This is a genomic window from Tardiphaga sp., from assembly GCF_028290495.1.
Lineage (GTDB): Bacteria > Pseudomonadota > Alphaproteobacteria > Rhizobiales > Xanthobacteraceae > Tardiphaga.
The window spans coordinates 42,899-56,056 of sequence record NZ_JAQGJT010000099.1 but is presented as its reverse complement, the minus strand read 5'-3'; the positions used below and the strand labels follow the sequence as shown (position 1 = coordinate 56,056).

The window sequence follows — 13,158 nt, the reverse complement described above, 5'->3', positions numbered from 1 at the left end:
GGCACCGAAGGCGACAAGGTCACGAGCCGCATGATCCGCGACCGCCTGTTGCGCGAAGCCGAAGGCAATGGCGCGCTGCGCGTCACCGAATCGAAGGAAAAGGATTCGATGGAGGTTGCCGGCCGCGGCGAATTGCAGCTCGGCATTCTCATCGAGACCATGCGCCGCGAAGGCTTCGAACTGTCGGTGTCGCGCCCCAAGGTTCTGCTCCGCCGCAACGAGGCGGGCGAGCTGGAAGAGCCGATCGAAGAGGTCGTGATCGACGTCGACGAGGAGCATTCCGGAGTCGTCGTGCAGAAGATGAGCGAGCGCAAGGCCGAGATGATCGAGATGCGCCCGTCCGGCGGCCACCGCCTGCGCCTGGTGTTCTACGCGCCGACCCGCGGCCTGATCGGCTATCAGGGCGAATTGTTGACCGACACCCGCGGCACCGCGATCATGAACCGGCTGTTTCATGGTTACGCCAACTACAAGGGCGACATCCAGGGCCGCCGCAACGGCGTCCTGATTTCCAACGACCAGGGCGAAGCGGTGGCTTACGCGATGTTCAAGCTGGAAGATCGCGGCCCGATGATGATCGAGCCGGGCTGGAAGGTCTACAAGGGCATGATCATCGGCGAGCACACCCGCGAGAACGATCTCGAACTGAATGTTCTCAAGGGCAAGCAGCTGTCGAACATCCGCACCACGTCGAAGGACGAAGCCGTTCGCCTGACCCCGCCGATTCGTATGACGCTGGAAAAGGCGCTGGCCTACATCGAGGGCGACGAGCTGGTCGAGATCACCCCGAAGTCGATCCGCCTGCGCAAGAAGCATCTCGACGCTGCCGACCGCAAGCGCGCCGAAAAGACCAAGGAAGTGGTGGCGTAAGCCACGACGCCTCGACCACCTGATACTGAAATGCCCGGCTCGCGCCGGGCATTTTTGGTTTCGTATGTCATTCCGGGGCGCGAGGGCGCAGCCCGAGCGAAACCGGAATCCCGAGGTGTGACTCATTTCGAGGTTCCGGGTTCGCGCATCGTCGCCGTTGGCGACGCCACACGCCCCGGAATGACAGCACGCGGCTAAGCCTTCGGCGCGCCCGCCTGCTGCATCGGATCGGCCTTGGCGAAAGCCTCCATCGCCTCGCAGCGCGCCATGATGCGATCGATGGTGGGCAGCGGTGGCAGCGCCAGTTTGTTGACCCGCGCCAGCACGGTGATGCTGCCGAGGCAGATGTCTGCGATCGTTACCGCGTCGCCGTGGCAGAACGCCCCGGTGGCGGCCTCGCTGGACAGCCGCCGCTCCACCGCGGCGAGGCCGGTGCCGAACCAGTGCGTCATCCAGGCCTTGACCGCAGCCTGATCGAATCCGCCGACCTCCGTCAGGTATTTCCGCACCCGTGGCACGATCAGCGGATGGGTGTCTGCGGCCAGCATCTGGGCAATCGACCGGACGCGGGCGCGTCCGCGGGGATCCGCCGGCAGCAGCGGCGGCGCGGGGTGCGTCTCGTCGATGAATTCGAGGATCGCCAGCGATTCCGTCATCGGTGGCTGGCCACTCTCGATCAGCGCCGGGATGGCGCCCAGCGGATTGATCGCCAGGAAATCCGCACTGAGCTGCTCGCCTTTGTCGAGGTTGATATCGTGCTCACGGGCGGTCAGGCCCTTCAGGTTGAGCGCCACCCGGACCCGGTAGGTCGCCGATGTCCGCCAGAAGCCATAGAGTTCGAAATCGGTGTTGTCGGCCATTGGAACGATCTTTCCCGAGGTTGTCTTGATAATGGCTGAAACGTCGTCGCAGCTTGAATAATTCAGGCAAGACGATATCCAGCTGTCACGACACTTGCGCGTGAGCGCGCGCGATCTTTCGAATGATGCCATCCCGGCGCCTTGCCGCAAAGCCGAACACGCGATGACAAACCTGCCTTCCGAGATTGATGTCGCCATCATTGGCGCCGGCGCCGCCGGTCTCGGCGCAGCCCGCGCGCTGGAGAATTCCGGTCTGTCGGTGATCGTGCTGGAAGCCCGCGACCGGATCGGCGGCCGCGCGCGCACCGTGATGGCCGCGCCCGGAATCCCGTTCGACATGGGGTGTGGCTGGCTGCATTCCGCGGACCAGAATTCCTTTGTGGCGATCGCCGGCAGGCTTGGTGTCGAGATCGACAAGACGCGCGCGCCGTGGCGCCAGCAGAGCTATGACCGCTCGTTTTCGAAGGACGACCGCGCCAGCTTTTTCGCCGCATCGGACGCGTTCTACGAGCGCGCCGAGCGCGCCGCCGAACACGGACCGGATGCGCCGGCCAGCACGTGCCTCGAGCCCGGCAACCGCTGGAATCCGATGCTCGACGCCATCAGCACCTATATCAACGGCGTCGAACTCGACCATGTCTCGCTGCACGACATGGACGCCTATGAAAACACCGAGGTGAACTGGCGCCTGCCGTCCGGCTATGGCGCGCTGATCGCAGCCTATGGCGCGCCGTGCCCGGTATCGCTGAACACGGAAGTCAGCGTGATCGATCACTCCGGCCCGCGCGTGAAGATCGTAACGTCGAAGGGCACGCTGAGCGCGGCGAAAGTCATTGTCACCGTGCCGAGCAACTTGATCGCCGGCGAAGCCATCCGCTTTGATCCACCCTTGCCGGGCAAGGTCGATGCCGCGCTTGGCCTGCCGCTCGGCGCCAACAACAAGGTGATGCTGGCGCTTTCCGGCGACGATGATCTGCCGAAGGATGCCGGCCTGCGCGGCGCGGCCACGCAAAGCGGCGTCGGCAGCTTCCATCTGCGTCCGTTCGGTCGCCCCTGCATCGAAGGCTTTTACGGCGGCGCGTTCGCGCGCGAACTCGAAGACGCCGGTGACGGCGCGCTGTCGGCGCAGGCGATCGACGAAGTCGTGGCGCTGCTCGGCTCGAACTACCGCAGCCGGCTCACGCCGCTGGTCGAAACCCGCTGGGTCCACGACAGCTTTTCGCAAGGCGCCTATTCCGCCGCCAAACCCGGCCACGCCGCGGCACGCGCGATGCTGGCCGCGCCGGTCGACGGCCGGCTGTTCTTCGCGGGCGAGGCGACATCCCCGCACTTCTTCTCGACGGCGCATGGCGCGCGGGATTCGGGAGAGCGGGCGGCGGGGGAGGTCATCGCAGCGCGCACGCGAACGAAAGTGTAGTTCAGCTACTCGATCACTCGCGCGCGCATCTTCGCATCCGGCACCACGCAAACATCACTCCGCCCAAAAATCCGGTAGCGGTTTTTTGCGATCAAACCATAGACGGGATCGCGCAAACCTTTCGGCAGTGCGTGGAGTACGCGTACCCAGCCCCAGCCCGGCAGTTGCGACAGCACAGTCAGTGCGCCGTCGGATTTGAAGTGCGCGACGCCGCGGTGGATCACGGCGTTGGTGTCGGGATCGGCGGCGTCGATACCAAGGTGGTCGGCCAAGCGAGCGCCGTAGCCGGATTGAATCGCGGTGAAGCGGAAGCGGCCGTTGTCGCGGGCGGCGATGAAACGGATCCAGTGCGAGCAGAACAGGCAGACGCCGTCATAGAGGATCACGTCGTCGTCAGGCCATGGATCGGTCACGGTCGGTCCCGGTGTCATCGGCAGGGAGATCCTGTGCAGCGCTCTCCAAAGCGGTAGTCGGAATCCTGCAGCCGCGCCAGCCGTCCGTCATATGGAATGATCACGACCTCGATGCCGCGAATCACTTGCTCGAAGAGCGCAGCCGTTCGCTTGCATGACAGCGGCCGGACTCGCGTTTGGACACATCATCCGGCCGAAAATCGGACAAGGTTGTCCGCCGCCGTCGCGGCTGTATTTTTTTGAAACACCTTGCGCTGCCCACTGATGCGAAAAATCCACACGTTAACCCATAATTAACGATACACCTTGAACAGCGCGCGCTGAGTTGCTTTGATTGCGTCATGAGCACAATCCTGATCGAGGTTCGACCGGCCAAGGCTGCGGATGCTTCCGCGGTGGCCTCCACGCATGATGAAGCCTGGCGTTCGGCCTATCAGGGCCTGATCCCCGGCCCGGAGCTGGAGAAGCTGATCAACCGCCGCGGCCCGCAATGGTGGGATTCGGCGATCCGCAAGGGTAGCCGCGTGAGCGTGTTGTGCTTCGGAGACAAGGTCGCCGGTTATGCCAATTACGGTCGCAACCGCGCCCGCAGCCTGCAGTTCGAAGGCGAGATCTACGAGCTTTACCTGCGTCCGGAATTCCAGGGCCTTGGCTTCGGTCGCCGGCTTTTCGCTTCCGCCAAGCGCGATCTGGCGCAGAGCGGGCTGAAGAGCATGGTGATCTGGGCGCTGTCGGACAATGAGGGCGCCACCGAGTTTTACCGCGCGCTCGGTGGCCGCATGGTCGCCCGTTCCTCGGAGCGTTTCGGGCCGAAGTCGCTCGACAAGGTGGCCTTCGCCTGGACCAATTGATTGGCGGGACGCGTCGATATCCGGTAGACGATGGCCGGATTCAATCGTTCGTCTGCCACACTCAACATTCTGGAGTTTCCGATGCTCATTGACGCAATCAAGCTTGGCGTCAACCCGCCCCATGAAGTCAACGTGGTCATCGAAGTGCCGGTCGGCGGTGAGCCTATCAAATACGAGATGGACAAGGACTCCGGCGCGCTGATGGTCGACCGCTTCCTCTACACGCCGATGCGCTACCCCGGTAACTACGGCTTCATTCCGCACACCCTCTCCGGCGACGGCGATCCGTGCGACGTGCTGGTCGCCAACACCCGCGCCATCGTGCCCGGCGCGGTGATGAGCGTGCGCCCGGTCGGCGTGCTGCTGATGGAAGATGAGGGCGGCCAGGACGAGAAGATCATCGCGGTGCCCAGCTCGAAGCTGACGCAGCGCTACGACAAGGTGAAGAACTACAGCGATCTGCCGGAAATCACGCTGCAGCAGATCCAGCACTTCTTCGAGCACTACAAGGATCTCGAGCCCGGCAAGTGGGTCAAGGTGGTGCGCTGGGGCGATGCCGCCGATGCCCACCGCCTGATCCTCGAGGGCGTAGAGCGCGCCAAGGCAGCGAAGTCCGCAAAGGCTTAAGCGCTTTCGAGCGACGTCGATACCGGTCGCGTTGAGAAGCGCGCCTGACCGAAAATACAGAGCCCGTTTCGATCGATCGGAACGGGCTCTGGCACGTCCGACGGAGGCCGCGGGCCTTCGTCATTCATCAGCGCGAGGGCCTAGCTTCGATGCGCCGGTTGATCCGCCTGATCCGAAATGTGGTCGTGCTGGCGCTTTTGGCGCTTGGCATCGTTGCCGGCGTGCTTCTGTTCAACGTCTACACGCACGGCTCGCGGCAATTGCAGGTCGCGGCCCTTCCGCGCCTGGCGCTCGATGAAGCCGCCGCCGCGGCGCGCCTTGGTGACGCGATCCGCTTCCGCACCATTGCGGACATCGCCGATCCCGATCACTCCGCCGACGCCTTTCGCGGCCTGCAGGCGCACATTGCCGCCAGCTTTCCGGCGTTCCATGCGGCCACCAGCCGCGAAACGGTGGGTGGCTACAGCCTGCTTTATACGTGGCAGGGCTCCGATCCCGCGGCGAAGCCGATGGCCGTGCTGGCCCACCAGGATGTCGTGCCGGTCGCGCCGGGCACCGAGAAGGATTGGCAGCATCCGCCGTTCGACGGGGTGGTCAGCGACGGCTTCATCTGGGGGCGCGGCTCCTGGGACGACAAGGGCAACCTCTATGCGATTCTGGAGGCGGCCGAGGCGCTCGCCAAAGACGGTTTCCGGCCCAGGCGCACCATCTACTTCGCGTTCGGTCATGATGAGGAAGTCACGGGCATGCGCGGGGCCAGCGCGATCGCCGCTCTCTTGGCCGCGCGGGGCGTCCGGCTCGATTTCGTCCTCGATGAAGGTCTGATCATTACGGAAGGAATTCTGAAGGGGCTGAACCGGCCCGCGGCATTGATCGGCGTCGCCGAGAAGGGCTACGCGACGTTCTCCCTGAAAGCGCAGGCGACGCCCGGCCATTCCTCGATGCCGCCGCGAGATACCGCTATCGGGATGCTGAGTGCGGCGCTGGTCCGGCTTGAGGACAGTCGGCTGCCGATGCGGATTCCGCCCACCGTCGGCGAGATGTTCGACACGCTGGCGCCGGAGATGAACGCCTTCAACCGCGTGGTACTGTCGAATCTGTGGCTGTTCAGGCCGCTGCTGCTGCGCGAATTCGAGAAGACCGGGCCGACCGAGGCGACCGTGCGCACCACGACGGCGCTGACCATCTTCAATGCCGGCGACAAGGACAACGTGCTGCCGGGCCACGCCGAGGCGACGGTCAACTTTCGCCTGCTGCCGGGCGACACCCAGGCTGGTGTCGTCGACCACATGCGTCGCGCGGTGAACAACGAGCGCATTGTGATCGCTGCTGCGCCGGGCAATACCGATCCGCCGCCGGCGACGGCTACATCCACGCCGTCTTACCGCGCGCTGAGCCAGACCATTCGTGAAGTCTTTCCGGATGCGGTCGTAGCACCCGGCCTGATGGTGGCCGCCACCGATTCACGGCAATACGTGGAAATTGCCGACAATATCTTCCGCTTCTCGCCGGTGCGCGCTACCGCGGAAGACCTCAAGCGCTTTCATGGCAGCAACGAACGGCTCAGCGTCGCGAATTACGGCGACATGATCCGGTTCTATCGAAGGCTGCTGGAGAACACGGCGAACTGACTTCAATCTGCCCCTGCATTTTCGCGTGGGGAGAAGAAGCTACACCGACGGTCTGGCCAGCCCGTGGATCGCACAGGCCGCGCGCAGCGTATTGACCAGCAGGCAGGCGACCGTCATCTGGCCTACGCCGCCCGGCACCGGGGTAATCGCGCCCGCCACTTCCAGCGCTTCCGAATAAGCGACATCGCCGACGAGCTTCGTCTTGCCGTCCTCGGCGGGCAGCCGGTTGATGCCGACATCGATCACCGTGGCGCCGGGCTTGAGCCAGTTGCCGCGCACCATCTCCGGCCGGCCGACCGCGGCATAGACCAGGTCGGCTTGCGCGCAGAGCTTCGCCAGATCGCGCGAGCGCGAGTGCGCAATCGTCACCGTGGCGTTTTCGTTCAGCAGCAATTGCACCAGCGGACGGCCAACCAGGTTGGAGCGACCGATCACGATGGCGTTCATGCCCTCCAGCGATGGATGCACTGTCTTGGTCAGGATAATGCAGCCGAGCGGCGTGCAGGGCGACAGCGCCGGCAGCCCGCCGGCGAGACGCCCGGCGTTGTTCGGATGCAGGCCGTCGACATCCTTGGCGGGGTCGATCGCATTGACCACGGCGTCGGTGTCGAGCCCCTTCGGCAGCGGCAGCTGTACCAGGATGCCGTGAACCGCCGGGTCGGCGTTGAGTTTGGCCACCAGCGCCAGCAGATCCGCCTGCGCGACATTGGCCGGCAGCCGGTGCTCGAAGGACGACATGCCGGCGGCCTGGGTCTGCTTGTGCTTGCTTCGGACATAGACCTCGCTGGCCGGATCGCTGCCGACCAGCACCACCGCCAGGCCCGGCGTCAGGCCGTGGTCGCGCTGTACGCGCGCGACTTCGCCGGCGACGCGCCCGCGCAGTTCGGCGGCAATGATCTTTCCATCGATGATGCGGGCGGTCATGTCGGATCCTGTTCGCTGGCTTTTTCGGACTTTGCTGCTGTGATACTGCGCAGCAATTCGCCGAGTTTCCTGGGGTCGCCGTCGACGGCGATCTGTTTCTGCCTTGACGTGATGCCGGACAATACCCGGACGTCGCGCTTGCGCACGCCGAGAGCCTTGGCGAGCAGCTCGATGACGGCGCGGTTGGCTTCGCCGCCCTCGGCGATAGCGCGGACCCGCACCTTCACCACGCTGCGGCCGTCGGCCAAGGTCTCGGTCCCGTCGATGTCATCGCGCCCGCCGCGCGGTGTCACGCGCAGCGCGATGCTGATCCCGCCGGTGGAGTAGCGCCAGGGATCACGTAAAGCATCGGCCACGCGAGGGATCAGTAGACGTTCGGGTAGATATAATAGGTGATGACGCGCTGCAGGAACATGATGATCAGGATCAGCACGATCGGCGAGATGTCCAACCCGCCCAGACTGGGAAGCGCGCGCCGGATCGGTCCCAGTACCGGCTCGGTGATGCGGAGCAGGAACTCGGCAATCGCCGCGACGAACTGGTTACGGGTGTTCACCACGTTGAAGGCGATCAGCCAGGACAGGATCGCCGAGGCAATCAGCAGCCAGACGTAGAGATCGAGGATGATCAGTACGATATCGAGAATGGCACGCATGGCGGGGAGGACTCGCGGGTTTGGTCGCGGATTCGACTACCCGCTAAATATCGTCTTGGCCCCCTGCAAACAAGGGAACCCCGCAGCAAAAGCGCCGTGAAATCGGATGGTCTCGGTCGTTCTTGACTTGCCGTTAACAGGGATTGTAAATGGCGGCGATTGCAGACCGCACCGCAAGGTCGGTCCGCATCGGGGCCATAGCTCAGCTGGGAGAGCGCGTCGTTCGCAATGACGAGGTCGGCGGTTCGATCCCGCCTGGCTCCACCATCCCCTCGCTTGCTTCGCAATCCCTGGGGACAGGAAAGCCTCGGGGATCAGCAGGTAACTCCGGTTTTCCAGAAGCGAATCAAGCCAAGGATACATGGCGCAAAGCGCTCAGACGGAGCGGCGGTGTTCAACGGCCGTCGCCCTCCGACCGACGTCCGCTCACATCCTGCGCAACTGTAACCTCGCCACCGCCCCCGCCACGAACCCGCGCGGGAAGAAGCGCAGCAGGAACGGAACGATCTTGATGCCCAGTCCCGGCAGCACGATGCGCTTGTTGGCCATCAGCCCGCGATAGCCGGCTGCGGCGACGTCGGCGGCGGACACGTTGAGGATCGCCGAATCCATCCCCGGCTCGAAGCCGGCGCGCTGCTGGAATTCCGATGGCACCGGACCCGGGCAAAGCGCGGTAACCCGCACGCCCTTGTCACTGAGCTCCTGGTGCAGCGCTTCGGTGAAGTGCAGCACATACGCCTTGCTGGCGTAATACACCGCCATGCCCGGCCCCGCCAGAAAGCCGGCAATCGAGCTGACATTGAGGATGCCGCCCTTGTTACGGATGATGCTTTCGGTGAAGCGCAGCGACAGGTCGGTCAGCATCCGGACATTGACGTCGAGCATACCGAGCTGCTGGTCGCGGTCCATCTCGACGGCGCGGCCGAACATGCCGAAGCCGGCGTTATTGACGATGTAATCTACTTCGACGCCGGCCTCGGCCAGTGCCGCCGCAATCTGATCGCCGGCACCGCGCGCTGCGAGATCGCAGGGGATGATGATCGGCGCGGCGTGGCCGTTGGCGACGAACTCGCCAGCCAGTGCCTGCAACCGCTCGGCGCGGCGCGCGACCAGCGCCAGTCTATGGCCATTCGACGCGAAGACCCGGGCCAGTTCGGCGCCGATTCCCGCCGAAGCGCCGGTTATCAACGTCACACGCTCAGTCACAATGCGATGCTCTTGCCATCATGGTCACGGGAGTGCGATTTGGAAACTACAACTCTTTTAATATAGGGATACCAGTTATCCGCAAGCGCGAAGCCGCATCGGACTACCAATGCTGCCAGGTCAGGCTGATGCATCCGAGGTCGCCGCCCCGCTTGCGCTGCGTCGCTTCAGTTCGATGCGGTCGCGCGATGACACGCCGAGCAGGTCGGCCGCGCGCCACACCACGTTCTCCTCGAATTCGGAAACCTTGCCGTCGGCATAGACCAGTTCCCACATCATCTCGATGATGCGGATCCGGCCGGCCTCGTCGACCGCGCGCATGATCACGCTGGTGAAGTGATACAGATCGACCGCGTCGCCCTCGACCAAAGTCGCGGCGGCGATCAATTTGTCGGCTGTGCCGGGGTCGAGCCCGAAGCGGCTCTCGATCAGGCTGTGCAGTTTGGTCTTCTCGATCGCGGTCGGTTCGCCGTCGAGCGAGACCACGTGGACCATCAGCGCGGTGGCGGCGAGGCGATAGCCGGTATCGTCGAACTGCTGGGCCTGCGCGCCCGGCGAGACGACGTCGGCAATGAAATCGCGCAATTTATCAAACATCAAACTGTCCCGTCTGGAAAACACGCCACCTTTGTGGCGCGAAAACGCAACGCGTGCAATGCAACCGGGTTCCTTCCGGCGGTATTACCATTCGGCAATGCCTGCGGCACAGCGCTTCAGGGAATTTCGTAGACCACGACCTTGTCGGCGATGCCGCGCAAGGCGGCCTGTTTTTCGATCGGGACGATGTCCGCCTTGCGCAGCATCTCGTCCACCGCCTGCGCCGAGCGCACTGTGCCGGTGACGTGGATCGCCTGCGCGTTCGAGACGCCCTGCACCCTCGCCGCGATATTGACGGTCTGACCGAAGTAATCCTGCCGCTCGTTCAGCATTACCGCCAGGCACGGCCCCTCATGGATGCCGATCTTGACCATCAGATCGCGCGTGCCGCGTTCGGCGTTGAGCTGATCCATCGCGGCGCGCATCCGCAGGCCGGCGGCCAACGCCTGCTCGGGCCGTGTGAAGGTCGCCATCACGGCGTCGCCGATGGTCTTCACCACAGCGCCGGCTTCCGAGGAGATGATCTCCAGAAGCGCGTGAAAATGCGCGCGCACCAGATCGAAGGCGGCGAGGTCGCCGACGCGCTCATAGAGCGCGGTGGAGCCTTTGAGGTCGGTGAACAGGAAGGTCAGGGAGGTGATCTTCAGCCGCTGGTCGATGGTAAGATTGTCCGCCTTGTAGACGTCACGGAATGTCTGGTTGGTCAGGATCCGCTTTGCGGTCAGGAACGGCTTGCGCTTGCCGATCAGATGATGGAGCGCGTCGGCGGCGACGAATACCGAGGGCAGGACGCGCACTTCGGTCTGGTTGTCGAGCGACAGCCGCAACGGGCCGGGACGCAACGTGATTGTTCCGGTCGGCGCCTGCACCCGGTTGTAGATCAGCGAGAGCTGCTGCCGCTCGCGGGTCGGCTCGCCCTGAACGTCGATGAACTGCGCCGCATGGGTCACGGGTTCGAAGACGATAATGAACTGCTTCGGCAGTTGCAGCGACAGCGACGCCTTCTCGTGCGAAGGCAATTCGATCGCGTCCAGCACAACCTCTTCGGACAGCTCGGCAAACGACTCCTTGTTGAAATCGACACCGGAGCTCCAGAATATCTGCTTGAAATATTCCCAGATCGGCAGCGAGTTCGGATCATGGGCCGCGATCCGCCGCACCCGCGGACTTACCGTGAAGGCGACCTCGACCTGTTCGTCCACCGACGCCTCGTAACCGCAGGCGCACAGCCCGCAATGATAGTCATCGTGGCGCAGTGATTTCAGGGTGGAATGGGCGTCGAGCACGCCGCTGCAGCCGGGGCAGAGTACGTTCCAAGTGAGTTCGAACAGGCCGAGACGCGAGGCATGAAGGAACCCCGAAATCACCCGCTCTTCGTTCAATCCGCGGTGTGCTGCGAAATCCAGCACATTGATGCGGTTGAGTTCGTGGTCTTCACCCTTGTCGATCAGGTTCTCGATGGCTTCAACGACCAGCGGATCGGCTGTCTGTCTGAGCACGGATAGCTGGGCGTGTGTATCGCTCATGCACGAAGTCTAGAACGAATCAGGCCGGCCTCCAAGCAGGCCGCGGCTTCACCTCTGCGCGATCCGGAACATCGGCGAGTGGTCCGGCTGCGTCGTGACGATGCCGACCGGCAGCACCGGGGAGGTCTCCATGAGTTCGACGCGGAACGCGCCGATAAGCTTCGCCAGCGCCAGCGTCGCCTCGACCAGCGCGAAATGCGCGCCGATGCAGACACGGGCGCCAACGCCGAACGGCAGATAGGCGTAGCGGTCCGGCGGCGGCGCGCCGGGCAGGAAGCGTTCCGGCAGGAAGGCGTTGGGCTGTTCCCAGAGCTTTTCGTGCCGGTGCAGCAGCCACGGCGCGATCAGGACGACGTCGTTCTTCACGACGTTCTCTCCGCCGAGCCTGTCCGGTCCGGCCGCCGCGCGTGCGATCAGGAATGCCGGCGGATACAGCCGCATCGTCTCGTCGATCACCGCCCGGGTGAATTTCAGCCGGTCGATATCGAGCGTGCCGGTATCAGCCGCCTTGGCTTCTGCGGCGACGCGCGCCTGCGTGTCGGGATCGAGCGCCAGCAGATACAGCCCCCAGAACAAAGCCGTTGCGGTGGTCTCGTGGCCGGCGAGGATCATCGTCGCCACCTGATCGCCGAGCTGCGCGTCGGAGAAGGCGTCGCCGGTCTCCGGGTCGCGCGCCGCGACCATCAGGTCGAACAGGTCGCGCGGCGGCGCGCCGTCCAGCTTGCCGGCGGCGCGGCGTTCGGCAATCAGCATGGCGACGAAGCGGGTCCAGCGCTTGCGGAAGAAGTGGCGCGCAATGTCCTGCGGCGTCGGCCAGCCCAGCGGCAGCAGCAGGTCGAGGACATGCGGTCGCGCCAGATTCTGGCCGTACTCGATCACGAAGCCGCGTAACGCGCGGCCGTGGCGCGCCATGCCGTAGGAAAACATCGTGCGGCCGGCGATCTCCAGCGTCATCCGCTGCAGCACCTCGCGCAGGTCGACGGCGCCGGTGGCGTGGCCCAATTCGGCCAGCGTTTCCTCGATCGCCGACATCATGTGCGGCACCAGCGTGGTCACCGCGCGCGGCGTGAAGGCCGGTGCCAGCGTGCGGCGCTGGTGCTTCCAGCTGCGCCCCTCCGCCAGCAGCAGGCCTTCGCCGAGCATCGGCCGGAGCACGCGGATGCCGGCCGCGGTGCGGGTGTAGTTCTCGTAATTGTCGACCAGCACATGGCGGATATCGTCGGGCGCGTTCAGGATGAAACTGGCATGGCCGAAGAAGCGGCCCTTGACGATGTCCTCTTCATAGGCGCGCTGGCCCCAGGTGCCGATCACGCTTCTGCGCATCAAGGCCATCCGGCCGAACGGCCCCATGCCCTCGGCCGCGCGCGGCGGTGACGGCGGCACCAGAGGGGCGCGCAGGGCGAAGATATCGTTGCTTTCGGCGATGCTCATGGGATGCTCCCGGAGAGAGAGTGGAGCGGCCAATCCGGGCGCCATGATGGCGCGGCGCGCCGTCTCCCGGCAAGGTGTCGCCTGCAAATTATAGCATGCCCCCACGGCGTCGCTGGTACTGGACAGCCCGTGAGATTCGCAGGCATCACA

General features: G+C 64.5%; 13 protein-coding genes, 1 tRNA gene and 1 pseudogene. 6 read left to right on the top strand and 9 right to left on the bottom strand.

Features of this window, described 5'->3' with window-relative positions:
* Positions 1-870: pseudogene (locus tag JWQ24_RS16020) on the top strand (translational GTPase TypA); the annotation flags it as partial.
* 194 nt (positions 871-1,064) lie between these two features.
* Here the strand turns inward: JWQ24_RS16020 and maiA are convergent.
* Positions 1,065-1,730 carry a maleylacetoacetate isomerase gene (gene maiA, locus JWQ24_RS16015; protein WP_299809881.1) on the bottom strand — a complete coding sequence of 222 codons (666 nt, stop codon included), beginning with the start codon at positions 1,728-1,730 and terminating at the stop codon, positions 1,065-1,067.
* 163 nt (positions 1,731-1,893) lie between these two features.
* Between maiA and JWQ24_RS16010 the strand changes: the two genes are divergently transcribed.
* Complete coding sequence (locus JWQ24_RS16010; protein ID WP_299809879.1) at positions 1,894-3,147, top strand: NAD(P)/FAD-dependent oxidoreductase; 1,254 nt, start codon at positions 1,894-1,896, stop codon at positions 3,145-3,147.
* Positions 3,148-3,152: 5 nt separating this feature from the next.
* Here JWQ24_RS16010 and JWQ24_RS16005 read toward each other — a convergent pair whose 3' ends face one another.
* Complete coding sequence (locus JWQ24_RS16005; RefSeq protein ID WP_299809877.1) at positions 3,153-3,578, bottom strand: DCC1-like thiol-disulfide oxidoreductase family protein; 426 nt, start codon at positions 3,576-3,578, stop codon at positions 3,153-3,155.
* A 323-nt stretch (positions 3,579-3,901) separates the two neighbouring features.
* Here JWQ24_RS16005 and JWQ24_RS16000 point away from each other — a divergent pair, with 323 nt between their 5' ends.
* The 3 genes from JWQ24_RS16000 to JWQ24_RS15990 all read left to right on the top strand — a co-directional run bounded on the left by JWQ24_RS16000 (position 3,902) and on the right by JWQ24_RS15990 (position 6,669).
* Complete coding sequence (locus JWQ24_RS16000; RefSeq protein WP_299809874.1) at positions 3,902-4,411, top strand: GNAT family N-acetyltransferase; 510 nt, start codon at positions 3,902-3,904, stop codon at positions 4,409-4,411.
* An 81-nt stretch (positions 4,412-4,492) separates the two neighbouring features.
* A complete protein-coding gene (gene ppa / locus JWQ24_RS15995) occupies positions 4,493-5,038 on the top strand; it encodes an inorganic diphosphatase (RefSeq protein WP_299809871.1) in 546 nt (181 codons plus the stop codon).
* Between the two features lie 149 nt (positions 5,039-5,187).
* Complete coding sequence (locus JWQ24_RS15990) at positions 5,188-6,669, top strand: M20 family peptidase (RefSeq protein ID WP_299809868.1); 1,482 nt, start codon at positions 5,188-5,190, stop codon at positions 6,667-6,669.
* Positions 6,670-6,708: 39 nt separating this feature from the next.
* Here the strand turns inward: JWQ24_RS15990 and folD are convergent, their stop codons facing one another.
* The 3 genes from folD to JWQ24_RS15975 are packed head-to-tail and all read right to left on the bottom strand — an operon-like array spanning position 6,709 to position 8,248.
* Positions 6,709-7,593, bottom strand: a complete 885-nt coding sequence (gene folD / locus JWQ24_RS15985; RefSeq protein ID WP_299809866.1) for a bifunctional methylenetetrahydrofolate dehydrogenase/methenyltetrahydrofolate cyclohydrolase FolD — start codon at positions 7,591-7,593, stop codon at positions 6,709-6,711.
* Entirely contained in the window at positions 7,590-7,949 is a 360-nt protein-coding gene (locus JWQ24_RS15980) for a DUF167 domain-containing protein (RefSeq protein WP_299809864.1), read from the bottom strand. The genes folD and JWQ24_RS15980 overlap by 4 nt, the downstream gene beginning before the upstream one ends.
* 8 nt (positions 7,950-7,957) lie before the next feature.
* On the bottom strand, positions 7,958-8,248 hold the full coding sequence (locus tag JWQ24_RS15975; RefSeq protein ID WP_299809862.1) for a YggT family protein: 291 nt from the start codon (positions 8,246-8,248) through the stop codon (positions 7,958-7,960).
* A 191-nt stretch (positions 8,249-8,439) separates the two neighbouring features.
* Between JWQ24_RS15975 and JWQ24_RS15970 the strand changes: the two genes are divergently transcribed.
* Positions 8,440-8,515 (top strand) — tRNA-Ala (locus JWQ24_RS15970).
* A 159-nt stretch (positions 8,516-8,674) separates the two neighbouring features.
* On the opposite strand, the gene JWQ24_RS15965 is transcribed toward JWQ24_RS15970, so the two are convergent.
* From JWQ24_RS15965 to JWQ24_RS15950, 4 genes are all read right to left on the bottom strand, one after another.
* The gene (locus JWQ24_RS15965; RefSeq protein WP_299809860.1) at positions 8,675-9,454 is read right to left on the bottom strand and encodes an SDR family oxidoreductase; all 780 of its coding nucleotides are present in this window, start codon (positions 9,452-9,454) and stop codon (positions 8,675-8,677) included.
* A gap of 120 nt (positions 9,455-9,574) precedes the next feature.
* A complete protein-coding gene (locus tag JWQ24_RS15960) occupies positions 9,575-10,051 on the bottom strand; it encodes a TerB family tellurite resistance protein (RefSeq protein ID WP_299809859.1) in 477 nt (158 codons plus the stop codon).
* A gap of 116 nt (positions 10,052-10,167) precedes the next feature.
* Positions 10,168-11,577, bottom strand: a complete 1,410-nt coding sequence (locus JWQ24_RS15955) for an adenylate/guanylate cyclase domain-containing protein (RefSeq protein ID WP_299809858.1) — start codon at positions 11,575-11,577, stop codon at positions 10,168-10,170.
* Positions 11,578-11,625: 48 nt separating this feature from the next.
* The gene (locus tag JWQ24_RS15950) at positions 11,626-13,008 is read right to left on the bottom strand and encodes a cytochrome P450 (protein WP_299809857.1); all 1,383 of its coding nucleotides are present in this window, start codon (positions 13,006-13,008) and stop codon (positions 11,626-11,628) included.
* Positions 13,009-13,158 lie beyond the last annotated feature (150 nt).

What these genes read in the sequence shown, in the direction of transcription:
- JWQ24_RS16010 (WP_299809879.1), top strand. Translation starts at nt 1,894, where the DNA reads ATGACAAACCTGCCTTCCGAGATTGATGTCGCCATCATTGGCGCCGGC.
- JWQ24_RS15955 (WP_299809858.1), bottom strand. Translation starts at nt 11,577, where the DNA reads ATGAGCGATACACACGCCCAGCTATCCGTGCTCAGACAGACAGCCGAT.
- JWQ24_RS15950 (WP_299809857.1), bottom strand. Translation starts at nt 13,008, where the DNA reads ATGAGCATCGCCGAAAGCAACGATATCTTCGCCCTGCGCGCCCCTCTG.
- folD (WP_299809866.1), bottom strand. Translation starts at nt 7,593, where the DNA reads ATGACCGCCCGCATCATCGATGGAAAGATCATTGCCGCCGAACTGCGC.
- JWQ24_RS15990 (WP_299809868.1), top strand. Translation starts at nt 5,188, where the DNA reads ATGCGCCGGTTGATCCGCCTGATCCGAAATGTGGTCGTGCTGGCGCTT.
- maiA (WP_299809881.1), bottom strand. Translation starts at nt 1,730, where the DNA reads ATGGCCGACAACACCGATTTCGAACTCTATGGCTTCTGGCGGACATCG.
- JWQ24_RS16005 (WP_299809877.1), bottom strand. Translation starts at nt 3,578, where the DNA reads ATGACACCGGGACCGACCGTGACCGATCCATGGCCTGACGACGACGTG.
- JWQ24_RS15960 (WP_299809859.1), bottom strand. Translation starts at nt 10,051, where the DNA reads ATGTTTGATAAATTGCGCGATTTCATTGCCGACGTCGTCTCGCCGGGC.
- JWQ24_RS15975 (WP_299809862.1), bottom strand. Translation starts at nt 8,248, where the DNA reads ATGCGTGCCATTCTCGATATCGTACTGATCATCCTCGATCTCTACGTC.
- JWQ24_RS16000 (WP_299809874.1), top strand. Translation starts at nt 3,902, where the DNA reads ATGAGCACAATCCTGATCGAGGTTCGACCGGCCAAGGCTGCGGATGCT.
- ppa (WP_299809871.1), top strand. Translation starts at nt 4,493, where the DNA reads ATGCTCATTGACGCAATCAAGCTTGGCGTCAACCCGCCCCATGAAGTC.